We start from the raw sequence: 26,725 nt of genomic DNA on the forward strand, positions 1-26,725 counted from the left end.
GGGTCGCTCACGCCCGCGCACGCTGCTCGACGCGCCGAATCAGCTCGTGCATCCGGGAATCCGTGGCCAGCCGGCTGTCGAGCACGACGTTGACCGCGCCGCGCAGCAGCGCGTAGGGCTCCCACCCGAGCGGTGCGATGGTGCGCGGCGCGCGGCGGGCGATGCCGTCGGCGATGACGGTGGCCGCCTCGGTCGCGGTGATACGGACGTTGAGCGGCCAGGGCATCAGCTCGTCGAGTTCGTGGCCGAGGCTGTCGCGGTCGAGGGTGTCGTGCGTCATCTCGGTCTCCACGACGCCGAAATACGCGACGCCCGCGCTCGCGCCGAACCCGGCCAGCTCCACCCGCAGGGCGCGGCCGAGCTGCTCGACGGCGGCCTTGCTGATCATGTACGGCGAGCCGGCCATGCCCGGCGTGAACGCCGCGCACGAGGACACGACCACCACATGCCCGCGCCGGGCGACGATCTGGTCCAGCGCCGGGTGCACAGTGTTGTACACGCCGGTGAGGTTGATGGCCATCACCCGATCGAACGCCGCTCCGGTCATGGTGCGCAGGGTCGCGGGCTCGGGCACGACGCCCGCATTGGCGACCACGACGTCCAACCGGCCGAACTGGTCGATCACCTGGGCGACAGCCTTTTCCATCGCCGCCCGGTCGGCCACGTCGGCACCGATGCCGACCGCGTTCGCGCCGAGTTGCGCCGCGGCGCCGGTCGCCGCGGCGGCGTCGATGTCGACCACCGCGATCCGGGCGCCGCGCCCGCTCAGGATGGCCGCCAGCGCGCGGCCGATGCCCTGACCGGCTCCGGTGATCAGTGCGACCCGGCCGTCGACGTCGTAGCGCGCGGGAGCCAGGCCGGCTCGCCCGAGCAGTCCGGTGATGTCGATCATGCGCGCACCTCGTAGGACTCGGCGTCGAATCCGGCGGTGCGGCGACGGTATTCGAAACTCCAGTTCGGATACAGGCCGGCGTTGCGGCCGTCGGGGGTGGTGTAGTACGTCTGGCATCCGCCGGTGAGCCAGACCGTGGAGGTACTGCGCTCCCGCATCTCCTCGACGAACCGCTGCTGGACCTGCGGGCGCAACTCGACGCTGCGGGCGCCGCGGCGACGCAGCGTGCTCAGGGCATCGACGATGTAGGTGATCTGGGATTCGATCATGTAGATGGCCGACTGGTTGCCCGCCGCGCCGAACGGGCCGAGCGTGCAGAAGAAGTTGGGGAACCCGGCGAGGGCGATGCCCAGATAGCTCTGCGGCTGCTGGTGATACAGCTGCGCCAGGGTGAGGCCGTCGCGCCCGTGGAAGCGGTCGAACACCGACGGGATCGGGTCGAAACCGGTGCCGAAGATGATGGTGTCCACCTCGTGCTCGGACCCGTCGCGCAGCACGATCGAATGCGGCCGGACCTGCGCGATGGATTCGGTGATCACCTCGACGTTCGGCTGGTCCAGCGCCGGGAAGTACGCGTCGGAGAAGATCGCGCGCTTGCAGCCGATCACGTAGTCGGGGGTCAGTTTCTCGCGCAGCCTCCGGTCACGCACCTGGCGTCGCAGGTGTAGTTTGGAGATGGCCTCGTAGGGGTGACGGAAGCGCTTGTCCACCAACGAGATCAGGCCGAATGCCTCGATCGTCGCGTACCAGCCGCCGCGAATCGCCTTCTGCATCATCGGCACCGTGCGCAGGAGCCGTCGCTCGGCTGCCATCGTGACGCGGTCCATCCGGGGCACGATCCAGGGCGCGGAGCGCTGGAAGAGCAGCAACTCACCGACTTTCGGCTGGATCTCCGGCACGAATTGCACCGCGGACGCGCCGGTGCCGATCACCGCGACCCGTTCACCGGTCAGGTCGTGGTCGTGGTCCCAATGCAACGAATGGAAAGCCGTGCCCGCGAAGGTGTCCAGGCCCGGCAGGTCGGGGTACTTCGCCTCGGCGAAGACTCCGGCGGCGGAGAGCAGGTAATCGGCGGTGAGCGGGCCGCGGGAGGTCTCGATGCGCCAGAGCGAGGCGTCCTCGTCCCAGCGGGCATCGGTCAGCTCCGTGCCGAACCGGATGTGGCGGACCACGTCGAATCGCTGCGCGACCGAGCGGATGTAGTCGAGGATCTCCGGCTGCGTGCCGTAGGTGCGCGTCCAGTTCGGGTTCGGCGCGAAGGAGTAGCTGTACAGGTGGGAGGGGACGTCGCACGCGCAGCCGGGGTAGGTGTTGGCCTGCCAGGTGCCGCCGAGGTCGTCCGCCCGCTCCAGGATCAGCAGGTCGTCGAACCCGGCCTCGCGCAGTTCGACCGCCAGGCCGATGCCGCCGAAGCCGGCGCCGACAATGGCGATGTCTCTGTGCTCGATGGCAGGGCTCCCCGGCGATTGTTTCTGTTTCTCGGTTGTCTCGGACACCGTTGTCCTTTCGCAGAGATCAGGGATCAGAGATCGAGCACGAGTTCGTCGCCCGCCGCGCGCGAGACGCAGATGAGCATTCGATCGCCGCGCTCGGTGTCGGTGAGCAGCCGGTCGCGGTGGTCGACCTCGCCGGAGAGCACGCCTGCCCGGCAGGTTCCGCAGAATCCTTGACGGCAGGAGTAGGTGACGTCGGGCGCGACGCGGCGGATCGCGCTCAGCGCGGTTTCGTTCGCCTCGACCCGCACCGACTTGCGGGAACGGGCCAGCTCGATCCGGAACGGCTTGCCGTCGGTGACCGGAAGCGCGGAGAACCGTTCGGTGTGCAGGGAGCCGGTGGGGTCGAGGTCGAACACGCACCGCTGGGCGGCCTCGAGCATCGGCGGCGGACCGCAGACGTAGACCGCCGCGCCGGGCTCGGCGCGGGCGAGCAATTCCTCGACCACGGGCACACCGCACTCGTCGTCCGGCCTGACGTCGGCGTGCGCGGGCAGTTCGGCCAGGAACGGCATGGCGGATCGGGTGCGGCCGGTGTAGATCAGCTGTCCGCGCGCGCCGGCGGCCTTCGCCATCGGCAGGATCGGGGTGATCCCGATGCCGCCCGCGAGGAACAGGTAGGACGGCGCCTCGACGAAGGTGAAGGCGTTGCGCGGCCCGCGGACGTGCAGTGGGTCGCCCGCCCGCAGGGTCTGGTGGACTTCCCGGGAGCCGCCCTCCCCGTCGGTGATGCGGCGGACCGCGATCCGATACCGCTGCCGGTCGGCCGGGTCGCCGCACAGCGAGTACTGCCGCTGACGGCCCGACGGCAGGAAGACGTCCACATGCGAGCCGGGCCGCCAACTCGGCAGTTGTTCGCCGTCGGGCGCCCGCAGCGTCACAGCCACCACGTCGTCGGCTTCCCGCGTCACGGACTCGACCACGAGATCGAGATCGAAACCGGTGCGCCGCACCGGGTTCGGCCGCGAGAGCACGGTCGCGGCGGGACCGGAGACGAACAGGTGCTTGTAGACGTCGATCACGCCGCCGAGCATCCGCAGCCCGGCGGGCGCGCCGGTGGTCGCGCCCGTCACTGCTGCGCCGCCCTGGCCGCGGGCGAATGCGCGAGGTAGCGCAGCGCCGTGTCCATCGGACCCAGCTGGCAGGGATGGAACCCCGGCCGCAGGTAGCGCGGGACCTCGGTGAAGAACGACGTCCAGCTGGGGATCACCTTCCTGCGGGTGGCGCTGACGAACTGCCACGCCCAGAACCGGCCTTTGTCCGGCGAGGGGTCCTTCCGATACATGTATGCGGCCGACAGCACGAACAGTGGCAGCAGTGTCGCGCTCGCGATCAGCGCCGTGCGGGCCTTGCGGGCGTAACTGCCGTCGACGTGCATGAACGCGTCGTAGACGACGCTGCGGTGCTCGACTTCCTCCGCGCCGTGCCAGCGCACCAGGTCGAGCATGGCCGGATGCATGCCTTTGCGCTCGAGTACCTCGGCGTTGAGCAGCCATTCGCCGAACACGGCGGTGTAGTGCTCCATGCCGGCGAACAGTCCGAGACGCTCTTTCAGCCATTCCTCTGCGGCTCGCCCGCTGAGCCCGTGATCGCCGAGGATCCGGTCCACCGCCCACCCGATCCCGGCGATGTAGGAGTCGACATCGAGACCGATCGATTGCAGGTGCCTGCGCGCGGCCTCATGGGTGGCGGCGTGCATGGTCTCCTGGCCGACGAAGCCGGTGACCTCCTCGCGCAGGCGTTCGTCGTCGATATAGGGCAGCGACTCGGCCAGTGCCTGCGCCATCGCCCGTTCGCCTTCCGGGAGCAGCAGATGCATCACGTTGATGATGTGGGTGGCCAGCACTTCGCCGGGGATGTAGTGCATGGGCACGGTGGAGAAGTCGAAGTGCACGTCGCGTGCGTTGATCGCGTGCGCCTCGTCGCGGTAGGGGCGCCTCGTCGCGCCTGCTGTCTGAGCCATGGAGCGAACGTACATCGCAACATTTTCCATTGCAATGTTGCAGCAACAAATTGTTTGAGAATGTTGCAGCCGGAGTGTGCTCTGTTAGCGTGGATGCTGTGATCAGCGCGCCGAAAACTGCCTCTACCCGGGACAATGCCATCGACGGCATCGAGGCGCGGATCCTCGACGCTGCCTTCGTCCGGTTCCAGAAGGTCGGCGTCAAGAAGACGACCATCGAGGACATCGCCCGCCAAGCAGGCGTCGACCGCGTCACCGTCTACCGGCGGATGGGCTCCCGCGACGATGTCGTGCTGGCCGTGGTCGGCCGTGAGGTCACGGCCGTGCTCACCGAACTCGCCGAGATCGCCGAGCGCCACGACACCGTCGAAGACCTGGTCACCGACATCTTCGTCACCGTGCTCACCCGCTGGCGGACCAACCCGCTCGTCGAGCGGATGATGGCGCTCGAGCCCGAACGCGTCATCATGAAGCTGACCGCCGAGGGCGCGACGACCTTCGCCATGTGCGTCGCGGCGACGGCGACGGCGCTGCAACGCGCGGTGGATCGCGGCCTGCTGACCGCCGCGCCGGACCTACCCGTCCGCGCGGAATTGATCTGCCGCATGGTGCATTCGCTGATCCTCGCGCCCTACGGCGCGGGGCAGTTCCACGACGACGAGGACATGGCGGCCTTCGCCCGCGCGTATCTGCTCCCCATCGTCGAGGGGTGAGGGCGCGCGCTTCTACTTCCGGGACGCGAGATGCGCCGCCGCGCGGGCGAAGTCGTCGCGAAGTTTCGCTTCGCGCGCGGCGCGGACTTCCGGATCCGGGGTGAACAGCGCCTGCTTGCTGGTGTGGTAGGTGGGGATGACGAGGAACTTCTCGGCGACGGCGGGGTTCTTGCGTTCGAAGCGTCGCCAGGCGGTGTGCGCGTCGCCGCCGTGGGCCATGACGACGGTCAGCTCGGGGAGTAGCGCGATGATGCGCTCGAGAGGCTCGAGGCCGCGGTCGATCTCGGCGGCACTCGGCTTGCGATTGATGTACCAGGGATAGGTGTTCCAGGTCATCAGATCGTCGACCTGCATTCCTGCTTCCTCGAAAAAGGTGAGGAAGCGTTCGGCGGACTGGTCGTCGTTCTCCAGGGAGAGCATGCCGCTGCCCTTGTCCACCTTGGTCTTGGGACCGGGGTCGCGGAACAGGGTGAGCAGACGTGCTTCGGTGCCGCCGTACACCGGGGCCACGTAGGGCATCCATTCGCCGGATTCCTCGACGAGTTCGTCGATGAGACGGTTGATCGGCGCGACGCGTCCCTCGTAACGGTTCGCGTACTGCTCCTGCCGGTACTCCGGGTCGCCCATTCGGCGGGCGACGAGTTTCGTCGCTTCGTCTTCCGTCGAGGTCACGGTGACGGTGGCGGCCGCGAGTTCCGCGACAGCTTCCTCGGCGACGTCGACGGCTTCCTCGGCGGCCTCGACAGCGGCTACGGGCTCGCTCCGGTCGGCCGCCCTGTCCTCCTCCGGCGGCGCAGCAGTCTCCTCGGCGGCAGCCAGGGACGGAGAAGGTTTCGGCGGCTCCACTGCTGCCGGTTGCGGCGACGTCGCCGACGGGGACTCCGGGTCCGCGGGCGTGGCATCCGCCGGGGCGGCAACGTCCGCCTCGTCTCCCGACGGCTCGGCAACCGAACCGTTCCCGCGCTTGGGCAGGAAACGCGTGAGCGTGTCTTTGGCCCGCTGAACAATTCCGCGGGGCGTGCTCTTGCCGATCGCCATCAGTGACTCTCCGTTCCTTGTCGGCGATTCACGATCGCGCCGACGGGGTTACTCGACCTGCCCGGATGGTCCAGATCGGTCGATTCATGAGAGTAACGCCGTCGAGCCGCTGTTGCCGGTCCGCGATGCCGCTGTCTCGGGTTCCCAGGCGACCCGGGCTCAGCGGCCGTACAGCCAGTCGGCGATGTGAACAGCGCAGGCGAGGTGGACATCGCATTCGTCGGGCACGCAGCCGGCATGCAGGCGCAGCAGTTCTACCGCGCGGCTGTAGTCGAGCCCGATGACCCTGACCTTGCACATGGTCTCGGCCCGTGCGTCGTCCGCGTGGACGTAGTCGGCGTCGGAGGTCACGATGGTTCGCCAGGCGACGAGTGCAACGACACTTCCCCTTTTCCGTGCGATTCCGATCAGGTGGGAGCCGGGAGGATCACCGCGACGAGCGCGTATGCCGAATGTGCGGCGGATGTATCGTCTCATCGTTTGTGCGGGGGTACTGTCATCCGTTCGGGTGAAAGGGAGAGGGACTTGGCAGGCGCGGTGGAGCCTTTTCTGTACGGCGGACTGCGCTGGCGCGACGACGGCAGCTGGTACCACCAGATGATCTCCCCGGACGGCTCGATCGAGGAGTTGCCCGGCGCCGGTCGTCGGTCGGCCTTCCGGATCTCTGATGAAAAGCGCTGGTGCCTGGGCTATTTCACCTTCGACGGCGGCGCAGGTAATCGACTGCCTTGTGCGCGGGGCGCCGAGGTGACCAGTGGCAGACAGTGCGATCGCTGCCGGTTCCGTGAGGGATTCTCGGTGGTGCATCGGCATCGCGGGAGTCTGGAGGAATTGCCGCGGCAGATCCGCGAATACATCGGGCAGCCGCATCTTCTCTATATCGCGTGTTTCGGGAACGGGGAATGCAAGGTGGGCACCGCCACGCTGACCCGGCGGAACAAGCGGTTGTATGAACAGGGTGCCCTACTGGCGCGTTTCGTGGCGTCCTCGCCCGACGGACTGCATGTGCGCGAACTGGAACGGCTGGTGTCGGCGGCCGGCTTCCAGGAGGCGGTGACCACCAGGGTCAAGATGGCCGCCCTGACCGGGGTGCTGGAGGGCTGGCCGAAGCTGGAACGCACGCTGGACACGGCGGCCTCCCAGGCCGTGGACCACCTGCCTCCCGGCACGACGATCCTGTCCGATCCCTGGACCGGCGGCGAGCGGTTCTATCGCCGGTTACAGGAATACTGGCGGTTCCTCGATGTGGCGCCGCCGCCGAGCGGGCCCGGCGAGTATGTCCTCGACGCCGTCGACGCGCACGGGCACACCCTGCTCTGTCGCGAGAGCGACGGGTCGCCGGAGCTGGTGCTGGTCAACGAATCCCCGTTCATCGGACGCCGGATCACGCTGGACGATTCCATCGAGAACAAGCCGTCCGCGACGCAGATCGGTCTGTTCTGATTCTCGGCCTGCCACCGGCGGGCCCACGTTGGAGTGGACATCCGCGGCCCGATACGGTTCGGTGAGCGGGGACACAGGGTCCACCGGAGCGAACGGGCGAAAATTGACGACGGTATCCGCCGGAGGGCCGGTGGCACACGCCCCGGCGCGTGGAAACGGTAGCGACTATGCGGTGTTGCTGCGGCGGGTCCGCGACGCCGGACTGATGGAGCGGCGGCCGTCGTATTACCTGGTGCGGACCGCCGTGGTGGTGGGTGCGTTGCTCGGCGGATGGGGTGTGTTCTTCGCGCTCGGCGCCACGTGGTGGCAGTTGCTCACCGCCGTCGTCCTGGGGGCGATCCTCCCGCAGTTCGCCTTTCTCGGCCACGACGCCGGCCATCGGCAGATCTTCGCGACGCGGCGGGCGAACTACCTGTACGGGCTGCTGGCGGGCAATCTCGGTATCGGGGTGAGCATCGGGTGGTGGACGAGCAATCACAATCGTCACCACGCCCACCCCAACACCGAAGGCTCCGACCCGGACATCACCGGCGTCCTGGTGCATTCCGAGGAGCGGGCGCGCGCCGAACGCACCTTCCGGCGCTGGATCTTCCGCTACCAGGGCTGGCTGTTCTTCCCGCTGGTGTGCCTGGAGGCGGTCAGCCTGCACAACAAGAGCATTCGTGCGGTGCTGCGCGGTGAGATCCCGAACCGGCTCGCCGAGGGTCTGTTGCTGCTCGCGCATCTGGCCGGACTCGTGGTCGTCGCGTTCGCCGTGCTGACGCCGGCGCAGGCGGTGGCGTTCCTCGCCGTGCACCAGGCGGCGTTCGGGTTCTACATGGGGTGTGTGTTCGCGCCCAATCACAAGGGGATGGCGGTCTTTTCGCCCGAGGACACGGTCGACTACCTGCGCAGGCAGGTGCTGACCTCGCGCACGGTGCGCGGTGGATGGATGCTGGACGCGGCCATGGGCGGGCTGAACTATCAGATCGAGCACCACCTGTTCCCGTCGATGCCGCGCGGCAACCTGCGTCGCGCCCAGCCGGTGGTCATCGAGTACTGCGCCGAGATCGGGGTGCCCTACCACCAGGTCGGGTTGATCGACTCCTACCGGCAAGCGGTGGGATTCCTGCATCGGATCGGCCGGTTCGCCCGACCGCGGGGCTGACAACGCCGCGCGCTGCTCCCGGGGGGTGACCGGGTGCGAAACGCGGTCCCGGTGTTCGCCGATTATCCGACTGTGGAGCCGATCCGGGCTCGCGGGCGTGGGGTCGTCGGGCCCTCGGAGGACAGACACCCCGCTTCCGGCGTGGCAGCATCGGAGCCGGGTTGTCCTCGAGCCGAGGGCGGCCCCGAGAAAGGGGAAACAGGGGAAATGGCACGAATCGTGTGGTCGCTACGGATCGTCTCGTGTTCGCGGTGCTCGGGGACCGGCGGATATATCGACGTCGGTTCGTGGATTCACTGTCCGGCGTGCGGAGGAACGGGGCAGCGATAACCGCGCAGACGAAGGAACTCCCGGCAAGGCGTCGGTGACGACGCTCGTGCCGGGAGTCCCGTGTCCGGTAGCGAAGCCCGCCGTCAGTCTCCTGCGGACAGGCTCGGCAGCAGCGCGCCCAGGCCGCTGCTGCCGACCGCGGACCCACTGCCCCCACCGGTGGGCGGCGGGGTGCAGTCCTCGACGGCCACGGTGACGGACTTCTTGCTGACCAGCTCCTGCACGGCCTCGAGGGTGTGCTCGCCGGGGGAGGCCGGTGTCCAGGAGAAGACGGCCTTACTGTCGGAGGGCTTCTTCTTGCCGATCTCGACACCGTTGTCGGTGAGGGTGACGTCGAAGAGGAACGAGGTCACGGTGGTCTCGACGGTGACGGTGTAGGTGTCGCCGGCGCAGAACGTGACACCGGCGACGCTGATACCGGTGACCAGGGCGTTCGCGTTCGGGGCCGCGAGTACCGCGACGGCGGCCAGGGCGCCGAGTGCGGTTGTGCCGACGCCGGCACGCTGAGACTTCTTCATGGGTGGTACTCCTTCGCATTGCCCGCGTCGAGGCGAGCAATGCGAAACGCTAATGCTTCGGTTTTGCCTGCGGAGTGGTTTCCGAAAATTCGCGGGCCCTCAGATGACGCCGAGGGCGAGCATGGCATCGGCTACCCGGATGAAGCCGGCGATATTGGCGCCCGCGGTGTAGCTGCCGGGGGAGCCGTACTCGTCGGCGGTTTCCAGGCAGCGGTCGTGGATGCCGCGCATGATCTCGGCGAGGCGGGCATCGGTGTACTCGAAGGTCCAGGAGTCGCGAGAGGCGTTCTGCTGCATCTCCAGGGCGCTGGTGGCCACGCCGCCCGCGTTGACCGCCTTGCCGGGGGCGAAGGTGACGTTCGCGTCGGCGAGGGTGCGCACGGCTTCGGGGGTACAGGGCATGTTGGCGCCCTCGGCGACGATGGTGCAGCCGTTGCGGACCAGCGTGGCGGCGGCGTCTTTGTCGAGCTCGTTCTGGGTGGCGCACGGCAGGGCGATGTCGCAGGGGACATCCCAGATCGACTGCTCGTCGACGTAGCGGGCGTCGCCGCGGCGCTCGTCGGCGTAGTCGCTGATGCGGTCGCGGCGGGCCAGTTTGATGTCCTTGACCAGGTCGAGGTCGATGCCCTTCTCGTCGACGATGTAGCCGGCCGAATCAGAGCAGGCCACGACCAGGCCGCCGAGCTGTTCGACCTTCTCGATGGCGTGGATGGCGACATTGCCGGAGCCGGACACCACGACCCGCTTGCCTTCGAAGCTGTCCGAGCGCGAGCGCAGGATCTCGTCGACGAAGTAGACGGTGCCGTAGCCGGTGGCCTCCGGGCGCACCTGCGAGCCGCCCCAGGTGAGGCCCTTGCCGGTGAGTACGCCGGACTCGTAGCGGTTGGTGATGCGCTTGTACTGGCCGAACAGGAAGCCGATCTCCCGGCCGCCGACGCCGATATCGCCCGCGGGCACGTCGGTGTGCTCACCGATATGGCGGTAGAGCTCGGTCATGAACGACTGACAGAAACGCATGACCTCGCCGTCGGAGCGGCCCTTGGGATCGAAGTCGGACCCGCCCTTGCCGCCGCCGATCGGCATGCCGGTCAGCGAGTTCTTGAAGATCTGCTCGAAACCCAGGAATTTGACGATGCCGAGGTAGACGCTGGGGTGGAAACGCAACCCGCCTTTGTAGGGGCCGAGCGCCGAATTGAATTCCACCCGGAAGCCACGATTGATCTGCACGCGCCCCTGGTCGTCGACCCACGGCACCCGGAAGATGATCTGACGTTCCGGCTCGCACAGCCGCCGGATCACCTCGCCGTCGGTGTACTCGGGATGCTTGGCCACCACCGGGCCGAGACTCTCCAGCACCTCGAAAGCAGCCTGATGGAATTCCGCCTCACCGGGGTTACGGTGCAGGATCTCCTCGTAGATGTCGCGCAGCCTCGCGTCCAAGTCAGCCATGGGCCGATCATCCTCCCCGCCGTGTCCGGCGAACTCACCGCCCTGCGCCCGGGTGTGTGAGGTCACTGATCCCAAGGGGCACGGCGGCCGAGCGGTGGCTATTTCAGGGCGACCCGCGCGCCGCCGGAGAACGTGGAATCGTGGAACTCGATGGCGGCCGGAACGGTGCCGCGCGGAACGTCGTAGACGATGATGGTCGACAGCTTGTTGCCGGGATTGATCTCGGTGATCATGTTCGGGGCGTTGACGCTCATCTCGGCCATGGAGTCGTTGGTGTACTCGCGGCCCTGATCGTCGATGAGTTTCTGGTTCTCGCTGAAGTAGGTCTGCGGTTCGTTCGCGGTGTTGGTGACCTCGACGTGGACGAGGACGAACTCGCCCTGGGCGGTCTCGCGCATGATCTCGTTGTCACCGACCTCGGTGACCGGCGGATCGACCCGGGTGACCACGAACGAGAACTTGCCGTCACGCACCTCCGACCCCGCCGGTTGGGCGGAGGTGCGGGCCTCCTCGTCCTCGGCGATCTCGGTGCCGATCCCGCCCAAGAGGGCGATGCAGCCGCCGCAGACCGCCAGCACGACCACCGCCACGATGCCGAGTACCCACGGCCAGACGGCTCGCTTCTTCGGCGGTTGCTGTGGGTACCGACCCGAGCCCTGCCACTGCGGCGGCGGTTGTCCGGGGCCGCCCTGCCAAGGTTGTCCCGGGCCGCCCTGCCAAGGTTGTCCCGACTCGCCCTGCCAAGGTTGTCCCGGGCCGCCCTGCCAAGGTTGTCCCGACCCGCTCTGCGAAGGCTGCCCCGACTCGCCCTGCCAGGGTTGTCCCTCCTCCTCCCGCGAGGGTTGCCCGGACCGCCGAGGGTCCGGCTGCCGAGGGTCCGGCTGCTGCGGGTCCGGCTGCTGGGGATTCTGCGGGTCGGTCATGGAACATCCTTTCCGATGCGGGGCGCGAGCGGTTGCGCGGACGAATCAGAGCAGCCGATTGTGCGGGCAGTAGGCGTGGATGGCGGCCTCCAGGAACAGGTGCGGGTATTCGACTGTGCCGGTGGCGGATTCGGCGAGATAGATGTGATCGGCAGGGCGGTTGCCCGCGGTGTCGAGATAGGCGCACTGACTGCGGGCGAGCTTGATGGCGGCGTTCTGCACCGGCACGGGTTCGCCGTCGAAGAAACTCTCCCGCAGGAATTGCCGGTCGAGGGCCGTGCGGGCACCGGAATGTGTTGCGGCCGAGGGCATATCCGGCGTCGCCTCCGCCGGGCCGACGCTGCCGGACAGCAGGGTCAGGGAGCCGAGGCAGATCGTGGGCAAGGCGAGAAATGCTGCGAGGGCGCGGGAATGGAGGGGGTGGGTGCGCATGTGTCCTTCTGCTGGCCGAGAGCGGGTTGATGACACCGGGCGCGGTGAACGCTAGCGCTGAAAACGCAGGTAGGAGGACTTTTGTCGCACCATAGCGGCAAATATTCGGGGGTGGGGTGGACTATCGGTTCGGACTCGCCGTGCGATCCGTCCGCCGGGTCTGCATGGCAGTGGGATACGGGGCGGTCTTCACCAGGATTCGTTGGAATTCAGCGCGACCAGCAGTCTGCGGATGGCCGCCACACGCTGCTCGGTGCCGGGGAGTTCGTCGAGGGCGCATTCGGGGTCGGCGGGCGGGCCGAGGTGGGTACAGCCGCGCGGGCAGTTCTCGATGGCTTCGGCCAGATCGCTGAAGGCGGCGATCACGTCGTCGGGGGTGATGTGGGCCAGGCCGAAGGAGCGCACCCCGGGGGTATCGACGACCCAGCCCCCGCCGGGCAGCGGCAACGCGACCGACTGGGTGGAGGTGTGTTTGCCCTTGCCGACGCCGGAGACCTCGCCGACGGCGCGATAGGCGTCTGGCACCAGGCGATTCACCAGGGTGGATTTGCCGACCCCGGAGTGCCCGATGAAGGCGGTCAGGCGGTCGGTGAGCAGATCCAGCGCGGGTTCCAGCGGGTCGTCGATGCCCGCGTGCACGATGGTCAGGTCGAGATCGGCGAAGACAGCGGCGAATTCGGACTCCGCGGCCAGGTCGCGCTTGGTCAGGCAGAGGACCGGGCGCAGGCCGCCGACATAGGCGGCGACCATGGCGCGCTCCACGAATCCGGTGCGCGGCGGCGGATCGGCCAGCGCGACGACGATGAACAGCTGTTCGGCATTGCCGACGACAATGCGCTCGAACGGGTCGGTGTCGTCCGCGGTGCGGCGCAGCACGGTGCGACGTTCGTTGACCCGGACGATCCGCGCGAGGGTGTCGGGCTTGCCGGTGAGATCGCCGACCACGTCCACCTGATCGCCGACGACGATCGGCGTGCGTCCGAGTTCCCTGGCGCGCATGGCGACGATGCGCCGGTCCGGATCGTCGTCCAGCACGCAGCCCCAGCGGCCGCGATCGACCGCCACCACCATCGCCTGCTCGGCGTCGATGTGCTGCGGGCGGGTCTTGGTGCGCGGACGTGAACTCCGGCCGGGACGAACCCGGACATCGGATTCGTCGTAGCCGGAGGCGGAGCGGCGTGGCGGACTCAGCGTGCGGCTCCGCCCGATTCGGCGACCGCCGCATCGCCGACCAGCATCCGGTCCCACAGATCGACGAAATCGGGCAGAGTCTTGGCGGTGGTGCCGATGTCCTCGATCTCGATGCCCGGCACCCGCAGGCCGAGAATCGCGCCCGCGGTGGCCATCCGGTGGTCGGCGTAGGAATGCCAGGTGCCGCCGTGCAGCGGGGCGGGGGAGATCTCGAGGCCGTCCTCGGTCTCGGTGACCTGACCGCCGAGGCGGTTGATCTCGGTGGACAGCGCGGCCAGCCGGTCGGTCTCGTGCCCGCGCAGGTGCGCGATGCCGCGCAGCCGGGACGGGGAATCGGCGAGCGCGGCCAGCGCCGCCACCGTGGGGGTGAGCTCGCCGACGTCGTGCAGGTCGATGTCGATGCCCGCCAGGCGATCCGGGCCCTGCACGGTCAGCACGTTCTCGGAGAAACGCGCCTCGGCGCCCATCCGGACCAGGATCTCGCGGATCACGTCGCCGGGCTGGGTGGTCAGCCGGGGCCAGTGCGGAATGCTCACCTGTCCGCCGGTCACCGCGGCAGCGGCCAGGAACGGGGTGGCGTTCGACAGGTCGGGCTCGACTTCCCAGTCCACCGCGCGGATCACGCCCGGACGCACGGACCAGGTCTGCGGGGCACGGACATCGGCGGGAGCCTCGACCTCCACGTCGGCGCGGCGCAGCATCTCCACGGTCATCTCGATGTGCGGCATGGACGGCAGCGGTGAGCCGTCGTGGTGCACGGTCACGCCTTCGGTGAACCGGGCCGCCGAGAGCAGCAGACCGGAGACGAACTGTGAAGAGCCGGAGGCGTCGATGGTGACCGGGCCGCCGCGCAGTTCGCCCGTGCCGACGACGGTGAAGGGCAGTGCGTCGCCCTCGATCTCGGCGCCGAGAGTGCGCAACGCGTCGAGAATGGTGCGCAGCGGACGGAGTCTGGCCTGACTGTCACCGTCGAAGAAGACCCGGCCCGCGGCCAGCGCGGCGACCGGGGGCAGGAACCGCATGACGGTGCCGGCCAGACCGCAGTCGACGCTGCCGCCGCGCAACGGGGCAGGGATGACGGTCAGCGTGTCGGCCTCGCCCTCGATACGCGCGCCGAGCGCGCGCAGACCGGCGATCATCAGGTCGGTGTCGCGGCTGCGGAGCGCGCCGGTGATGGTGGACGGGCCGTCGGCCAGCGCGGCGAGGATCAGCGCGCGATTGGTGATCGACTTGGAACCGGGCAGGGTCACGGTCGCGTGAACGGGGACGTCGACGTGGGGCGCTGGCCAATGAGTCACGGGGTCCATCTTTGCCGATCGCATCCGTGGACACGCGGGCGGATGCGAACTGTGGCCCATTCGACGCACGGCACCGACCCCGCGTCCATCGGTGCCGTGCGTCGACGCGAGACGCACCCCGCTGCTCGCGGAGTACGCCTCGCCCCGGATCAGGGATTACTTGTTACGGCCGTGCAGGAACGGAACGACCTTGCGCAGCATGGCCATGTTCTGCTCGGTGCGCGAGTAGCTCAGCAGCGCCATGCCCGGGATCGTGAACTTCTGGATCGCGATCGAGTGCGGGCGGGTGAACTCGCGCAGGCCCGGCTCGCCGTGGATGCGGCCGATGCCGGATTCGCGCACGCCGCCGAAGGGCAGGCCGGGGATGGCCGCGAAGCCGAGCACGGAGTTCACCGAGGTGGCGCCGACCTCGAGCCGTCGAGCGATCGCCAGGCCGTCCTTCTTCGAGTACACCGAGGACGACAGGCCGTACTTCGACTTGTTCGCCAGTTCGACGGCCTCGTCGACGGAGTCGACGACGCGGATGGTGATGGTCGGGCCGAAGGTCTCCTCGGTCACGGCCTCGGAGTTCTCGTCGGTGCCGACCAGCACGACCGGCTCGATGAACGGGCCCTTGACGGACTCGGGCCCGCCGAGCACGGCGGTGGCGCCGTTGGCCAGCGCGCTCTCGATGTGGCGCTTGACGATGTCGATCTGGCTCGGCATGGTCATCGGGCCGTAGGAGGCCTTGTCGTCCGAACCCGGCTTGACGTCGGTGAGGATGCGCTTGACCTCGGCGATCAGCTCGTCGGCGACCGACTTGTGCACGTAGACGCGCTCCACGCCCGCGCAGGTCTGGCCGCTGTTGGCGGTGGCGCCCCAGGCGATCGCGTCGGCGGCGGCCTTCACGTCGGCGTCGGCGGCGACGATGACCGCGTCCTTGCCGCCGCACTCGAGCAGCACGGGGGTCAGGTTCTCGGCGGCGGCGGCCATGATGCGCTTGCCGGTGGCGGTGGAGCCGGTGAAGGCGATCTTGTCGATGTCGGAGGTGACCAGCGCCGCGCCGGTCGCGCCGTAGCCGTTGATCGTCTCGAAGACACCCTCGGGCAGTTCGGGGTTGGCCTTCTTGAACGCTTGGGCCAGGAAGTTGCCGATGCCGGTGGAGTACTCACTGGGCTTGAAGACCACGGTGTTGCCCGCGGCCAGCGCGTAACCGATGGAGCCGTTGGGGGTGTAGACCGGGTAGTTCCACGGGCCGATCACGCCGACGACGCCGAGCGGGCGGCTCTCGATGCGCGCGGCGAAGTTCGACATCATCGCGCCGGAGGAGATCTTCTTCGGCGAGAGGATCTTCTTGGCGTTCTTGGCGGCCCAGGCGATGTGCTCGAGGGCCAGCATCAGCTCGAGGAAGGCATCGTCGCGCGGCTTGCCGTTCTCCTTGTGGATGAGCTCGGTGAACTCGTCGGCATCGGCGACCAGGCGGCTCGACCAGCGCAGCAGGTGCTTGCGACGCTCGTCGAAGCTCAGCGCGCCCCACACCTTGGCGGCCTTGCGGGCCTTCGCGACGGCCGCGCGCACCGCCTCCTCGTCGGCGATCGGGTAGGTGGCGAGGACCTCGCCCGTCGCCGGGTTGACCGATTCGAGGGTGGTGTCGGGGGCGGTCTCGATAGTTGTCACGTCGGTGGCTCTCCTCTTGCTTCCTGCGTTGGCCGGTCGGTGCGCGTGCCGGATCGGACCGGTGTGATGCATTCCATTCGTTGAGAGAATGCTAAGTCAAAACTCTCACCAGGTCACCACTATCCCCCGAATTGTTGCCACGGGTGTCGGCGGGGGGTGCCATGCTCGGAAATATGTGCGGACGATATGCCACCACGACGAATCCGGGAAGGCTCGCGGTAGAACTCGACGCCATCGACGAAACCGCAGGCACGCATACCGCGAACGCGGATGACGCGAATTACAACGTCGCGCCGACCAACAGGGTGCTCACGATCGTGTCCCGCCACGACCGCGAGCACCCCGACGACGACCCGGCCCTGCGGATCCGGCGGATGCGCTGGGGGCTCATCCCGACCTGGACCAAGGCCGCCGAGCCGGGCGTGCCCGCGAAGGGCAAACCGCTGTTCAACGCCCGCGCCGACAAGGCCGCCACCACCCCGTCGTTCCGCGACGCCGTGAAATACCGGCGCTGTCTGGTCCCGATGGACGGCTGGTACGAGTGGCTGGTCGAACCCGACCCGGCCGGCGGGCGCAAGGCGATCAAACGGCCCTATTACATGGCCAACGGCGACGGCTCGCGGCTGTACATGGCCGGACTGTGGTCGGTATGGCGCGATCGTGCGCTGCCACGGAGCGAGCCGCTCCTGTCGTGCACGATCCTCACCACCGACGCGGTCGGCGACCTGACCCGCATCCACGACCGGATGCCGCTGCCCATGCCGCGCGAGCACTGGGATGCCTGGCTCGACCCGGACCATCCGGCGCCCGCGGAACTGCTCGCGACGCCGGAGGAGGAAATCGTGCGCGACATCGTCGTGCGTCCGGTGTCGACTCTGGTCAACAGCGTCAAGAACAACGGGCCGGAACTGCTGGCCGAGGTCGCCGAATCCCGGGGCGAGGCCGAGCGACCGGAGCAGATCAGCCTGCTGTGACCGGTGGTCCGGACGCGTCGCCCGTCGCGGATCAGATCAGAGCGGACAGGGCACCGAGTCGGTCGCCAGATTGATCACGCACTTGACGATGCCGGTGCTCAGGTCGATGACCTCGTTGACGACCGAGCCGCCGAAGTCCTCGGCCTTACGGGACAGGTCGCTGCCGGGCTGATCGCTGCCGGACCGATCGCTACGGGAATCGTCGGACCCCTGACCGTCGAACGGCATCTCGGAGGGGCCGGGCTGTGCCGGGATGACCTCCCCGAGACCCGGTTCCGCGCCCGCGGCCGGGGCGAACACCGGGGTGAGAGCCGGTGCCAGCAGCAGCGTCGCGGCGAGTGCGGGAGCGGCGAGCACGGCGCGCGAACGGCGGATACGGGGGCGGTGCGGGGACAGCGGACGGGCGGACATTCGCATCACATCCTCGGGTCGGACGAGTCGGACCTGGCTGGAAAACGCCCACCCAGTAACGCACACGGTGCGGGCCGCCGTCGTCCGTTCCTGGCGTGTCGCCGGAGAGTTGTGAGGACTCCGACACCGGGCGGTGTTTGCGCGGCGCGTCGGCCGGTGGGTCCTCAGGCGGTGATCGCCGCGACCACCGCGTCGGCGGCGCGGACGAGATCGTCGGGGGCGAGCTCGATCTCGAGGCCGCGTTTGCCCGCGCTACACAGGACGCGGTCCCACCGCAGGGCGGACTCGTCGATCACCGTGGGCAGTTTCCTGCGCTGTCCGAGCGGGGAGATGCCGCCGAGGACATACCCGGTGCTGCGCTCGGCCGCCGCGCGTTCGGCCATTCCGGCCTTCGGTGCGCCGAGGGCGCTCGCGGCGGCCTTGAGCGACAACGAGTTCGGCACAGGTAGCACCGCGACGGCGAGCCCGCCGGTGGACAGTTCCACGACCAGAGTCTTGAAGATCTGCGCGGGTTCGACGCCGAGGTCGGCGGCCAGCGCGGCGACCGCCTCCGCGCCGAAGGAGTCGGCGCGCGGGTCGTGCTTGTAGGAGTGCACCCGATGGGGCAACCCCGCCGTGGTCAGGGTGCGGATGGCGGGGGTGGAAGCGGCGGCCATGGCGACACCCTAGAACCGCCGCCCGGGAGCGGCCACCGGTTATCCGCCGGGCCGGTGCCGGTGACCGGCGCTCCTCGGGTGTATCCGCCGGGAACACCGCGCCGCCCGGGCGTGTTGCACGCGAAGGGAAACCCCGAGGACAAGCGAAGGAGAGGCCGGTGTCGGTATTGCTCGACGAACGCCCGGTGTGGGGCGTGATGGCTCCGGCGGACGCCGGGTTCCCGCACGATCGTGCCGAGCCGGTAGATTCGGCAATGACGCCGATCGAAGGGACAGGTGTGACGAGCGACGATGACGCGGTGTCCGACCCGGCCGAGTCCGAACCGGTTGCGGACGAGTCCGTCGGGGGCGGACCTGTCGGGAGCCACTCGGTCGAGGACGAGGCGAGCCTGGCCCAGCGGTTCGAGCGCGACGCGCTCCCGCTGCTCGATCAGCTCTACGGGGCCGCGCTGCGCATGACCAGGAACCCGGCCGACGCCGAGGACCTGGTCCAGGAGACCTACGTCAAGGCGTTCCAGGGGTTCAAGTCCTTCAAGGAAGGCACCAACCTGCGGGCCTGGCTGTACCGCATCCTCACCAACACCTACATCAATTCCTATCGCAAGAAGCAGCGTCAGCCCGCCCAGTATCCGACCGACGAGATCACCGACTGGCAGCTCGCGGCCACCGCCGAGCACACCTCCACCGGACTGCGCTCGGCCGAGGTCGAGGCGCTCGACGCGCTGCCCGACGACGACATCAAGGCGGCACTGCAGGAACTTCCCGAAGAGTTCCGTATGGCGGTCTACTACGCCGATGTCGAAGGCTTCCCCTACAAGGAAATCGCCGACATCATGGGCACCCCGATCGGTACCGTGATGTCCCGGCTGCACCGCGGCCGCAAGCAACTCAAGGGCCTGCTCGCCGACGTGGCGCGCGAGCGGGGGTTCCACCGTGGCGAGCGTCAGGAGGTCAAGCAGTGAGTGTCGAGCGTGACCCCGACATGGAGATGGACTGTACGGCCGTACTCACCGACGTCTGGCTGATGCTCGACGGGGAGTGCGACGAGGCCACCCGTGCTCGGCTGCAGCACCATATGGACCACTGCTCGCCGTGCATCGAGGCCTACGGCATCGAGGAGAAGGTCAAGAGCCTGCTCAGTCGTAAATGCGGCGGGGACAAGGCGCCGGACTCGCTGCGCGCGCGGCTGTCGATCGAGATCCGCCGGTCGGTGACGATCATCGAGAACAGCGACAGCCCGGCGGACACCGCCTGAGCCGGACCCACACAGCCCGTGGGAAAAGCCCATAGAACGAAACTGAGCGGCACGCCTTCCGGAAACGGAAGTGGCGTGCCGCTCGGTGTTCAGCCTGCCGGCCGCGGCTCAGGAGTTGGGCCGCTTGCCGTGGTTGGCGGCATTGCCCTTGCGGCTACGCTTCTTACGTCCACGCTTACCCATCGGTAGTCTCCCTTCTGATTGAAGGCCATTCTTTCATGTGTGGTTGGCTGTAGCTTCAGCGGATACAGGCCAACCGAACGAATGAGGTGTCATGGCTGAGGAAGTGCGCGCGGAGATGGTTTCCACCGTCCTGACCGTGGAGGTCGCCGTCGGCGACAAGGTCGAGCAGGACCAGACGCTGATCCTGCTGGAGTCCATGAAGATGGAGATCCCGGTGCTCACCGAGATCGCCGGTGAGGTCACCGCGGTGGAGGTCGAGCCCGGCCAGGTGCTACAGGCCGGCGATCTCATCGCCGTCATCTCCTAGCGGTCCGGCGGCGGACCCGATATGGCGACGCTGAGCGAACTCCTCGCCGAACACACCGACCTTCCCGGCCTGGCCGTGGACCATCTGCAACGGGTGGTGGGGGACTGGCAGTTGCTCGCCGATCTGTCCTTCGCCGATCTTCTGCTGTGGGTGGGGGCCGGCCCGGTGGAGGACGGCGCGGACATCGTCTGCGTCGCTCAGTGCCGCCCCACGACGGCGTCGACCGTGCACGTCGAGGACATGGTCGGCACGGTCGCCTCGCGCGAGGACCATCCGCAGGTGTTCGAGGCCCTGCTGACCGGGCAGGTCACCCGGACCGATGGCGGTGCGGAGGTCAAGGGCGTCTATCACCCGCACCCGGTGCACGCGGTGCGTGAGGCCATCCCGGTGCGCTGCGGCGACGACGTGATAGCGGTGCTCTCCCGCGACACCGACATGCAGCGTTCCCGGGTGCGCAGCAGCCTGGAGATCGCCTACGTCGCCTGTGCCGACGATCTGTGCCAGATGATCGCCGACGGCACGTTCCCGACCACCGAGGACCGCGCGGCCACGCACTCCAGTCCGCGCGCCGGTGACGGGTTCATCCGTCTCGACACCCAGGGCACCGTTGTCTACGCCAGCCCGAACGCGTTGTCGGCCTATCACCGGATGGGGTTGCAGGCGGATCTGGACGGGCAGGACCTGGCCGTCACCACCCGATCGCTGATCACCGATCCGTTCGACGCCCAGGAGGTGGTGGGCGACATCCAGGCCGCGCTCGCCGGGCGGACGGGGCGCCGTATGGAGGTGGAGGCGCGCGGGGCCACGGTCCTGCTGCGCACTCTGGTGCTGCGGCCGCACGGCGAACTGGCCGGCGCGGCGGTGCTGGTCCGCGACGTCACCGAGGTCAAGCGCCGCGACCGCGCGCTGCTGTCCAAGGACGCGACCATCCGCGAGATCCACCACCGGGTCAAGAACAATCTGCAGACCGTGGCGGCGCTGCTGCGACTGCAGGCCAGGCGCACCGAGAACGAGGAAGCCAGAGTCGCGTTGACCGAGTCGGTCCGCCGGGTCACCTCGATCGCGTCGGTGCACGAGATGCTGTCGATGTCGGTGGACGAGGAAGTCGATCTCGACGAGGTCGTCGATCGGCTGCTGCCGATCATGGCCGACGTCGCCACCGTGCACACCACCCGGATCAAGGTGCGCCGCGCGGGTTCGCTCGGCGTGTTCTCCGCCGAGCGCGCCACCCCGTTGGTGATGGTGCTGACCGAGCTGGTGCAGAACGCCATCGAGCACGCCTTCGACTCCGGCCAGACCGGCACCGTCACCATCCGCTCGGAGCGTTCGGCCCGCTGGCTCGATGTGATCATCAGCGACGACGGTCGCGGCCTGCCACCGGGTTTCAGCTTGGAGGGCTCGGACCGGCTGGGCTTGCAGATCGTGCGGACCCTGGTGACCGCCGAACTGGGCGGCTCGATCGGCCTGCACCCTGGTGCCGACGTGGGAACCGACGCGGTGCTGCGCGTCCCGCTCGGCCGTCGTCAAGGGCGCTGACGGCCGCACTCCCGCCGCGGCATCTGCCGTTCCGCGGTCGGCGTTTGCCGACGGGATGCTCCGCATTTGTCATCGGTGGACACGGCGAATGAAAGCGGAGTTATTGATGTGGCGTAGGACACTTTGTGAATCGTCTGCCTATTACCGGAAATATTGCAAACAATTCCGTGTAAATAAATCAGCCCGGCACCTGTGCGGTGCCGGGCTCATTATGCGATACCGGGCCGTACATCAGGGTCCGGTATCGCCGCGTCGTCTCTCAGACGGTGGTGCGGGTGCGGGTGCGCGCGTTACGACGCTTCAGCGCCCTGCGCTCGTCTTCGCTCATGCCACCCCATACGCCCGCGTCTTGTCCGGAGGTCAGGGCCCAGGACAGGCAATCGGCGGTCACGGGGCAGCGAGCGCAGACCAGCTTGGCATCGGCAATCTGCGCGAGCGCAGGACCACTGTTACCCACCGGGAAGAACAGTTCGGGGTCCTCGTCGCGACAGATGGCCTTGTGGCGCCAGTCCATTCCTCTGCTCCTTTGCTGGGCGCCCGGAGAGGCGCCTTAGTGGTTTGTGGTTCGTTAACTTGTGCGACCTGAAGGTTTCCGCACGGTTGCTTGTGAATGCTTTCACGAACACCGTAGATGTCAATAGGTATCCAGGTCACCGTGGGGAAGCTCACGCGATCGGGGTTCCCACATGGGGTGCCCGCCCGTTCCTTTTTACTCGCTCAACCGGCTTTCCGCAGCGCAACCGGGAGGATCGTCACAGGTGTGAGGTCGCTCTCATGGCCGCGGGGCCACGACATCGAGCACTCCCGAGACGGCGACGAAATCCACGGTGTCGCGCTTGCCGATGAAGTCGCCGTCGATTTGCAGGCCGAGGGGCTCCCGCGCCTCGATATGCACGGCCGGGACGTCGTCCTGGCGAAACAATTGGCGCGACTGCGGGTTTCCCTCCGGCGCGAGTAGTTGCCCGGCGACCAGGAGGGTGGGCAGTAGTGACATCGATCGCATGGCGAACACGCCGAGACCGGTCTCGAACCTCGTGCCGGGATTGGTGCGCACGGGAGTGGAGTTCAGATAGGTCCACGGATCGGTGTTCGTCACGAAGGCGTAATGAACACCGTCGATCGGCTCGTGTCCGGGAATGGTGATTCGCGCCTGCGGTTCATGCCCCTTGGCGCGGAAGAATTGTCGAACTGTTGTGCGAAGATAGCGTGCCGGAGTGGCGGAATGGCCTTTCGCGCGGGCGCCGTCTATGGCCTCGCAGACATCGGCGTCCAAGCCCACGCCTGCGCTGAAGGTGAACCAGCGATCGTCGGCCAGGCCCAGGCCGATTCGGCGGTCGCGATTCAGGGTGAGCAGGTCGATGAGCTGGTTGGTCGCTGTGACCGGGTCGGGCGAGATTCCCAGAGCACGGGCGAACACATTCGCCGAGCCGCCGGGAATGATGCCCAGGCGCGGGCGCCAGACCTGTCCGTCGTCGAGTTCGGGCAGCGGGACGAAACCGTTGATGGTCTCGTTGACCGTCCCGTCGCCGCCGTGTACGACGATCAGATCCATCTGGTTGGTCGAGGCCCACTGGGCGAGTTCGGCCGCGTGACCGCGGTGCTGGGTGTGCGCGACGGTCAGCTGCGTGCGGCTCTCCAGCGCGTGCGCCAGCAGATCGCGGGTGGCCGGGGTGGTCGAGGTGGCGTTGGGATTGACGATCAGCAGCGTGCGCACGCCGAGCAGCCTAGTGGCGCGAGCGGGTCCGGTTCGTATCCGGCCGAGGGCCGACCGGGCGGCGGGGCGAGCACGGCGCGCGTCGTAGGCTTGGCCGCGTGGCTGACAGCGACAGTGGTGGGCTCGGCAAGGGTGAGATTTCGGGCCAGGGTGAGATTTCGGCGGACGCGACACCGGGCACGGTGCGCGGCGCGGGCGCGCTGGTGACCCTGGAGGGCGGCGTCGCGGTGACCGTGGCGATCGTGCTGGTGATCCGCGGCCTGCTCGGCCACGATCAGTCCCAGGCCAGCGGTTACGGCACGGCCGCGTGGTTCGGCATTCTCGGCGGCGCGGTGTTCGCGGCGGGCATCGGGCTGTTGCTCGGACACCGCTGGGGGCGCTCGATCGCGGTGATCGCACAGGTACTGCTGCTGCCGGTGGCGTGGTCGCTGCTCACCGACTCCCATCAGCCCGTGCTCGGCACGTTGCTCGGCGTGATCGTGGTCGGGGCGCTGGTGATGTTGTTCGCGCCCGCCTCGAACCGGTGGATGGCCGAGGACTACGGGGGCGCGTCTCCGCAGGGGTGAGCGCTCGGCCAGGACCGCGCCGCGAGGGCTTCGGCCAGTGCGCGGCGACAGAGCTGGTCGGCCTGCCTGGTGGTCTCGGGCTGGCGATAGCGCGGGGTGAGAGCCAGCACCTGCGCGCACGCGGTGTCCAGGCCGATGGCGTGACCGACCGAGACGAAGACCGGTTTCACGCCGTCGCGGGTGCGCAGTGCGCGCCCGACCACCTCGCCGTCGAGCAGTATGTCGGTGGCGTCGCCGCGGCGCGGGCCGGGCTCGCTCCATACCCCCCACGCGTTCTTGGCCACGCCGATCGCGGGTAGCTCGCAGAGCACACCCACGTGACAGGCCAGCCCGAAGCGGCGCGGGTGGGCCAGGCCCTGGGCATCGCAGACCAGCAGATCCGGGGTCGTCGTCAGCTGTGCCAGCGCGGCCAGGGTGGTCGGCAGTTCGCGGAAGGCGAGCAGGCCGGGGACGTAGGGGAACCGCACCTCGCCGTGGGCGACGGCGGTCTCCAGCGGCGTCAGGGAGTGGGCGTCCAGCACGACCGCGGCGGAGGCGGCCAGGCCGGTCTCGTCGTCATAGGCGGAGTCGAGTCCGGCGACGGTGGCGAAGGCCGGTGGGCGCGGGTCCACGGTGATCACTCGGGTACGGAGTTCGTCCTGGATCGCCGTGGCTTCTTCGGCACTCGCGGGCAGGGTGAAAGTCGTGGGGATGCGCATGGGCTCCCTTTCGCCAGGTACTCAGGAGACGGTCGCGGCGAGTGCTGACAGCTGCGGGCCGCTGAGGCGGTAGCCGGCCCACTCGTCCTGCTCGGCCGCGCCGATCGCGCGATAGAACTCGATCGAGGGCGTGTTCCAGGTCAGCACCGACCACGACACCCGGCTGTAGCCGTGATCGACGGCCTCTTTCGCGAGCGCGGCGATCAGCGCCTTGCCCAGGCCGGTGCCCCTGGCCTTCGGGTCGACGAAGAGGTCTTCGAGGTAGATGCCGTGCACGCCGTCCCAGGTGGAGAAGTTCAGGAACCAGATCGCACAGCCGACGACCGTGCCGGTCTCGTCCTCGGCCACGTGGGCGAACAGAGCGGGCGAAGGGCCGAACAACGCGGTGTGCAACTGCTTCTCGGTGAGGGTGCACTCTTCGCGGGCACGCTCGTATTGGGCCAGGTCGTAGACCAGACGCACCAGGGCGGGCACATCGTCGCGGGTGGCGCGGCGGATCGGCGATTCGGTCATCGGGTGCTCCGTCGGTCGGGGAGTCCGGTGCTCACGGACTCCGGTCGGATGGGGACTTCGCTCGAAAGGCGGCCCGGTCGGTCGTGCGCGGCCGGGCCAAGCGAGCGGGCGCCGGTCAGCCGAGGCCGTAGAGGGTGTCGCCGCGCTTCTCGAGCACGATCTCGCCGAGGACGGCCAGGGAGATGTCCGAGTCCGCGCCGCCGGAGCGGTCGACGGGGATACGTGCCACCTCGGCTCCGCTGACGAGATCGACGGCCACGATGGCATCGGGCACCGGCACCAGCAGCCGGGTCGCCATCGCCGCCGGCGTGCCGATGGCACCCCGCACCGTCCACTGCGGCTCGAAGGTGGCCGAGTTCAGGGCGATCAGTTCCGAGCCGGTGTGCACCAGGGACACCGAACCGACCCGGGCTGTCCGGGGATCGTCCATCGGCGCCGGAAGCTCGTGCACGGCGATCGGATTGCCGTTGCCGTCGAAGACCGACAGGCGCGGCGGCACGGACTCCGAACCCAGGTCCGTGCCCGGCTGGTAGAGCAGGATCTTGCTGTCGGACACCGCGATCACCTTCGCGTCGCGCGATTCCGCGCCGGGCCCGGTCAGCACGCGGGAACCGTATTCCTCGGGGACGGTGTTGTCCTTGGGCGAGGGATTCATCACCGTCAGGCGGGTGGCGGCGTCGTCGGGGCAGGATTCGAGCACCGCGAGCCGCGACGAACCGGAGGCCGCCGAGAGCAGCGTGCAGCCTTTGCGCGGTTGGGTCTTCACGTTCACCGGCGCGTCGACATAGCCGTATTCGACGGTGCGCACCAGATCCGAGCGCCACACTTCCAGTCGCTCGTCGCCCTGGGCCAGCAGGTAGGTGCCGTCCACCGACAGCCGCACCTCGTCGTCCATGTAGCTGCTGCGCGCGGTGCGGCGCGCGCCGTCGTTGCCGGAGAGCATGGTGGCCTGGCTGCACCCGCGCTCGTCCCGGTAGACGGCCACCACCATGCCGAACTGTGTCTCCACCCCGCACAGCGGCATGTCCCTGCGGTAATGCCACAGTTCGGCGCCGCTGTTCGGATCGCGTCCGGTGACCGTGCCGCCAGAGGCGGTGACGACAGCGCCCCCGGCGACGAGAGCGCGTTCGCTCGCGTCGTCGGGGGCGTGCCACAGCTCCCGCAGAGCGGTGGGAAGTTCGACCGCCGCGGAGGGGGTGGTCGCGGGCTCGACCGCCGTCACCGATTCGGTGCCGGTGGCGTCGCCGCGCGCCCACACCACGATCGCGGCGAGCAGCACCGCGACCGCGATACCGATGGCGGCGATGATGTCGGCGCGCGTTCGCCGCTCTGGTGCGAGCACGAATGCGAGATTAGCCGATAGCCCGCCCTACACCGAAGCCGCTGATCCCGCCTTCGTTTCGACCGTCTCGGTGCTCGATTCGGT

At 68.6% G+C, this 26,725-nt stretch carries 29 protein-coding genes; 9 read left to right on the forward strand and 20 right to left on the reverse strand.

Translation table 11 applies throughout. The annotated features are described in order from the left end of the window. Positions 1-7: 7 nt before the first annotated feature. Genes NS3_RS22945 through NS3_RS22960 form a run of 4 tightly spaced genes read right to left on the reverse strand, consistent with a single transcriptional unit; the run spans position 8 to position 4,348 of the window. Positions 8-892: a short-chain dehydrogenase/reductase gene (locus tag NS3_RS22945; RefSeq protein ID WP_067863261.1), complete on the reverse strand. Its 885-nt coding sequence runs from the start codon at positions 890-892 to the stop codon at positions 8-10. Next, positions 889-2,388, reverse strand: coding sequence for a flavin-containing monooxygenase (locus NS3_RS22950; protein ID WP_067863264.1), 1,500 nt, complete (start codon positions 2,386-2,388; stop codon positions 889-891). The genes NS3_RS22945 and NS3_RS22950 overlap by 4 nt, the downstream gene beginning before the upstream one ends. 26 nt (positions 2,389-2,414) lie before the next feature. Continuing rightward, positions 2,415-3,419, reverse strand: coding sequence for a PDR/VanB family oxidoreductase (locus NS3_RS22955; RefSeq protein ID WP_067863349.1), 1,005 nt, complete (start codon positions 3,417-3,419; stop codon positions 2,415-2,417). Between the two features lie 35 nt (positions 3,420-3,454). Continuing rightward, on the reverse strand, positions 3,455-4,348 hold the full coding sequence (locus NS3_RS22960) for a metal-dependent hydrolase (protein ID WP_067863267.1): 894 nt from the start codon (positions 4,346-4,348) through the stop codon (positions 3,455-3,457). Positions 4,349-4,446: 98 nt separating this feature from the next. On the opposite strand from NS3_RS22960, the gene NS3_RS22965 reads away from it, so the two are divergent. Beyond that, positions 4,447-5,061 carry a TetR/AcrR family transcriptional regulator gene (locus tag NS3_RS22965; RefSeq protein WP_245649758.1) on the forward strand — a complete coding sequence of 205 codons (615 nt, stop codon included), beginning with the start codon at positions 4,447-4,449 and terminating at the stop codon, positions 5,059-5,061. A gap of 12 nt (positions 5,062-5,073) precedes the next feature. On the opposite strand, the gene NS3_RS30165 is transcribed toward NS3_RS22965, so the two are convergent. Continuing rightward, positions 5,074-6,099: a uracil-DNA glycosylase gene (locus NS3_RS30165; RefSeq protein ID WP_245649759.1), complete on the reverse strand. Its 1,026-nt coding sequence runs from the start codon at positions 6,097-6,099 to the stop codon at positions 5,074-5,076. A gap of 186 nt (positions 6,100-6,285) precedes the next feature. On the opposite strand from NS3_RS30165, the gene NS3_RS29270 reads away from it, so the two are divergent. Then, positions 6,286-7,542, forward strand: a complete 1,257-nt coding sequence (locus NS3_RS29270) for a DUF2797 domain-containing protein (protein WP_157101486.1) — start codon at positions 6,286-6,288, stop codon at positions 7,540-7,542. A gap of 172 nt (positions 7,543-7,714) precedes the next feature. Then, on the forward strand, positions 7,715-8,689 hold the full coding sequence (locus NS3_RS22985; protein ID WP_245649760.1) for a fatty acid desaturase family protein: 975 nt from the start codon (positions 7,715-7,717) through the stop codon (positions 8,687-8,689). Positions 8,690-9,102: 413 nt separating this feature from the next. On the opposite strand, the gene NS3_RS22990 is transcribed toward NS3_RS22985, so the two are convergent. The 7 genes from NS3_RS22990 to NS3_RS23020 form a co-directional block, all read right to left on the reverse strand. Beyond that, entirely contained in the window at positions 9,103-9,537 is a 435-nt protein-coding gene (locus NS3_RS22990; protein WP_067863278.1) for a hypothetical protein, read from the reverse strand. Positions 9,538-9,636: 99 nt separating this feature from the next. Continuing rightward, positions 9,637-10,986: an NADP-specific glutamate dehydrogenase gene (gdhA, locus tag NS3_RS22995; protein ID WP_067863282.1), complete on the reverse strand. Its 1,350-nt coding sequence runs from the start codon at positions 10,984-10,986 to the stop codon at positions 9,637-9,639. A 98-nt stretch (positions 10,987-11,084) separates the two neighbouring features. Continuing rightward, a complete protein-coding gene (locus tag NS3_RS30170; RefSeq protein WP_245649761.1) occupies positions 11,085-11,576 on the reverse strand; it encodes a DUF4352 domain-containing protein in 492 nt (163 codons plus the stop codon). Between the two features lie 378 nt (positions 11,577-11,954). Beyond that, the gene (locus NS3_RS23005; RefSeq protein ID WP_169811675.1) at positions 11,955-12,293 is read right to left on the reverse strand and encodes a DUF732 domain-containing protein; all 339 of its coding nucleotides are present in this window, start codon (positions 12,291-12,293) and stop codon (positions 11,955-11,957) included. A 237-nt stretch (positions 12,294-12,530) separates the two neighbouring features. Continuing rightward, complete coding sequence (gene rsgA / locus NS3_RS23010; RefSeq protein ID WP_067863361.1) at positions 12,531-13,532, reverse strand: ribosome small subunit-dependent GTPase A; 1,002 nt, start codon at positions 13,530-13,532, stop codon at positions 12,531-12,533. Next, on the reverse strand, positions 13,529-14,839 hold the full coding sequence (gene aroA, locus NS3_RS23015; RefSeq protein WP_067863288.1) for a 3-phosphoshikimate 1-carboxyvinyltransferase: 1,311 nt from the start codon (positions 14,837-14,839) through the stop codon (positions 13,529-13,531). The genes rsgA and aroA overlap by 4 nt, the downstream gene beginning before the upstream one ends. 147 nt (positions 14,840-14,986) lie before the next feature. After that, on the reverse strand, positions 14,987-16,486 hold the full coding sequence (locus NS3_RS23020; protein WP_067863364.1) for an aldehyde dehydrogenase family protein: 1,500 nt from the start codon (positions 16,484-16,486) through the stop codon (positions 14,987-14,989). 173 nt (positions 16,487-16,659) lie between these two features. Between NS3_RS23020 and NS3_RS23025 the strand changes: the two genes are divergently transcribed. After that, entirely contained in the window at positions 16,660-17,460 is an 801-nt protein-coding gene (locus tag NS3_RS23025; protein ID WP_067863367.1) for an SOS response-associated peptidase, read from the forward strand. Positions 17,461-17,496: 36 nt separating this feature from the next. On the opposite strand, the gene NS3_RS23030 is transcribed toward NS3_RS23025, so the two are convergent. Further along, complete coding sequence (locus NS3_RS23030; RefSeq protein ID WP_067863291.1) at positions 17,497-17,871, reverse strand: hypothetical protein; 375 nt, start codon at positions 17,869-17,871, stop codon at positions 17,497-17,499. Between the two features lie 164 nt (positions 17,872-18,035). Then, complete coding sequence (gene ybaK / locus NS3_RS23035) at positions 18,036-18,527, reverse strand: Cys-tRNA(Pro) deacylase (protein WP_067863294.1); 492 nt, start codon at positions 18,525-18,527, stop codon at positions 18,036-18,038. Positions 18,528-18,781: 254 nt separating this feature from the next. On the opposite strand from ybaK, the gene NS3_RS23040 reads away from it, so the two are divergent. Continuing rightward, a complete protein-coding gene (locus NS3_RS23040; RefSeq protein WP_067863370.1) occupies positions 18,782-19,489 on the forward strand; it encodes a sigma-70 family RNA polymerase sigma factor in 708 nt (235 codons plus the stop codon). Between the two features lie 20 nt (positions 19,490-19,509). Next, positions 19,510-19,782 carry a mycothiol system anti-sigma-R factor gene (rsrA, locus tag NS3_RS23045; RefSeq protein WP_067863297.1) on the forward strand — a complete coding sequence of 91 codons (273 nt, stop codon included), beginning with the start codon at positions 19,510-19,512 and terminating at the stop codon, positions 19,780-19,782. A 108-nt stretch (positions 19,783-19,890) separates the two neighbouring features. Here rsrA and NS3_RS30610 read toward each other — a convergent pair whose 3' ends face one another. Continuing rightward, positions 19,891-19,965 (reverse strand): 50S ribosomal protein bL37, encoded by a 75-nt coding sequence (locus NS3_RS30610; RefSeq protein ID WP_110293457.1) that lies wholly within the window; start codon positions 19,963-19,965, stop codon positions 19,891-19,893. 91 nt (positions 19,966-20,056) lie between these two features. Between NS3_RS30610 and NS3_RS23050 the strand changes: the two genes are divergently transcribed. Together NS3_RS23050 and NS3_RS23055 are read left to right on the forward strand one after the other, a co-directional pair. Further along, positions 20,057-20,272: a biotin/lipoyl-binding carrier protein gene (locus NS3_RS23050; protein WP_067863301.1), complete on the forward strand. Its 216-nt coding sequence runs from the start codon at positions 20,057-20,059 to the stop codon at positions 20,270-20,272. 21 nt (positions 20,273-20,293) lie between these two features. Continuing rightward, positions 20,294-21,808, forward strand: coding sequence for a sensor histidine kinase (locus tag NS3_RS23055; RefSeq protein ID WP_067863304.1), 1,515 nt, complete (start codon positions 20,294-20,296; stop codon positions 21,806-21,808). A gap of 259 nt (positions 21,809-22,067) precedes the next feature. Here the strand turns inward: NS3_RS23055 and NS3_RS23060 are convergent, their stop codons facing one another. Then, entirely contained in the window at positions 22,068-22,322 is a 255-nt protein-coding gene (locus NS3_RS23060) for a WhiB family transcriptional regulator (RefSeq protein ID WP_067863307.1), read from the reverse strand. Positions 22,323-22,580: 258 nt separating this feature from the next. Next, positions 22,581-23,522, reverse strand: coding sequence for a diacylglycerol/lipid kinase family protein (locus tag NS3_RS23065; protein WP_067863310.1), 942 nt, complete (start codon positions 23,520-23,522; stop codon positions 22,581-22,583). Between the two features lie 155 nt (positions 23,523-23,677). Here NS3_RS23065 and NS3_RS23070 point away from each other — a divergent pair, with 155 nt between their 5' ends. Beyond that, complete coding sequence (locus NS3_RS23070; protein ID WP_067863373.1) at positions 23,678-24,088, forward strand: hypothetical protein; 411 nt, start codon at positions 23,678-23,680, stop codon at positions 24,086-24,088. Here NS3_RS23070 and NS3_RS23075 read toward each other — a convergent pair. The 3 genes from NS3_RS23075 to NS3_RS23085 form a co-directional block, all read right to left on the reverse strand. Beyond that, positions 24,061-24,786, reverse strand: coding sequence for an endonuclease V (locus tag NS3_RS23075; RefSeq protein WP_067863312.1), 726 nt, complete (start codon positions 24,784-24,786; stop codon positions 24,061-24,063). The genes NS3_RS23070 and NS3_RS23075 overlap by 28 nt on opposite strands. 21 nt (positions 24,787-24,807) lie before the next feature. Next, entirely contained in the window at positions 24,808-25,299 is a 492-nt protein-coding gene (locus NS3_RS23080; protein ID WP_067863314.1) for a GNAT family N-acetyltransferase, read from the reverse strand. A 115-nt stretch (positions 25,300-25,414) separates the two neighbouring features. Continuing rightward, the gene (locus NS3_RS23085) at positions 25,415-26,641 is read right to left on the reverse strand and encodes an Rv3212 family protein (protein WP_067863316.1); all 1,227 of its coding nucleotides are present in this window, start codon (positions 26,639-26,641) and stop codon (positions 25,415-25,417) included. Positions 26,642-26,725: the final 84 nt, after the last annotated feature.

Origin of the sequence: Nocardia shimofusensis NBRC 100134, assembly GCF_001613125.1 — a bacterium.
GTDB classification, from domain to species: Bacteria; Actinomycetota; Actinomycetes; order Mycobacteriales; family Mycobacteriaceae; genus Nocardia; species Nocardia shimofusensis.

Excerpts from the sequence above, each read along its gene's own strand:
- gdhA (WP_067863282.1), bottom strand. The coding sequence starts at position 10,986 with ATGGCTGACTTGGACGCGAGGCTGCGCGACATCTACGAGGAGATCCTG.
- NS3_RS23075 (WP_067863312.1), bottom strand. The coding sequence starts at position 24,786 with ATGCGCATCCCCACGACTTTCACCCTGCCCGCGAGTGCCGAAGAAGCC.
- NS3_RS23055 (WP_067863304.1), top strand. The coding sequence starts at position 20,294 with ATGGCGACGCTGAGCGAACTCCTCGCCGAACACACCGACCTTCCCGGC.
- NS3_RS22955 (WP_067863349.1), bottom strand. The coding sequence starts at position 3,419 with ATGCTCGGCGGCGTGATCGACGTCTACAAGCACCTGTTCGTCTCCGGT.
- NS3_RS23080 (WP_067863314.1), bottom strand. The coding sequence starts at position 25,299 with ATGACCGAATCGCCGATCCGCCGCGCCACCCGCGACGATGTGCCCGCC.
- NS3_RS23040 (WP_067863370.1), top strand. The coding sequence starts at position 18,782 with ATGACGCCGATCGAAGGGACAGGTGTGACGAGCGACGATGACGCGGTG.
- aroA (WP_067863288.1), bottom strand. The coding sequence starts at position 14,839 with ATGGACCCCGTGACTCATTGGCCAGCGCCCCACGTCGACGTCCCCGTT.
- NS3_RS30165 (WP_245649759.1), bottom strand. The coding sequence starts at position 6,099 with ATGGCGATCGGCAAGAGCACGCCCCGCGGAATTGTTCAGCGGGCCAAA.
- NS3_RS23060 (WP_067863307.1), bottom strand. The coding sequence starts at position 22,322 with ATGGACTGGCGCCACAAGGCCATCTGTCGCGACGAGGACCCCGAACTG.
- NS3_RS23030 (WP_067863291.1), bottom strand. The coding sequence starts at position 17,871 with ATGTCCGCCCGTCCGCTGTCCCCGCACCGCCCCCGTATCCGCCGTTCG.
- ybaK (WP_067863294.1), bottom strand. The coding sequence starts at position 18,527 with ATGGCCGCCGCTTCCACCCCCGCCATCCGCACCCTGACCACGGCGGGG.
- NS3_RS23025 (WP_067863367.1), top strand. The coding sequence starts at position 16,660 with ATGTGCGGACGATATGCCACCACGACGAATCCGGGAAGGCTCGCGGTA.
- NS3_RS23050 (WP_067863301.1), top strand. The coding sequence starts at position 20,057 with ATGGCTGAGGAAGTGCGCGCGGAGATGGTTTCCACCGTCCTGACCGTG.
- rsrA (WP_067863297.1), top strand. The coding sequence starts at position 19,510 with ATGGAGATGGACTGTACGGCCGTACTCACCGACGTCTGGCTGATGCTC.
- NS3_RS22945 (WP_067863261.1), bottom strand. The coding sequence starts at position 892 with ATGATCGACATCACCGGACTGCTCGGGCGAGCCGGCCTGGCTCCCGCG.
- NS3_RS22960 (WP_067863267.1), bottom strand. The coding sequence starts at position 4,348 with ATGGCTCAGACAGCAGGCGCGACGAGGCGCCCCTACCGCGACGAGGCG.
- NS3_RS22990 (WP_067863278.1), bottom strand. The coding sequence starts at position 9,537 with ATGAAGAAGTCTCAGCGTGCCGGCGTCGGCACAACCGCACTCGGCGCC.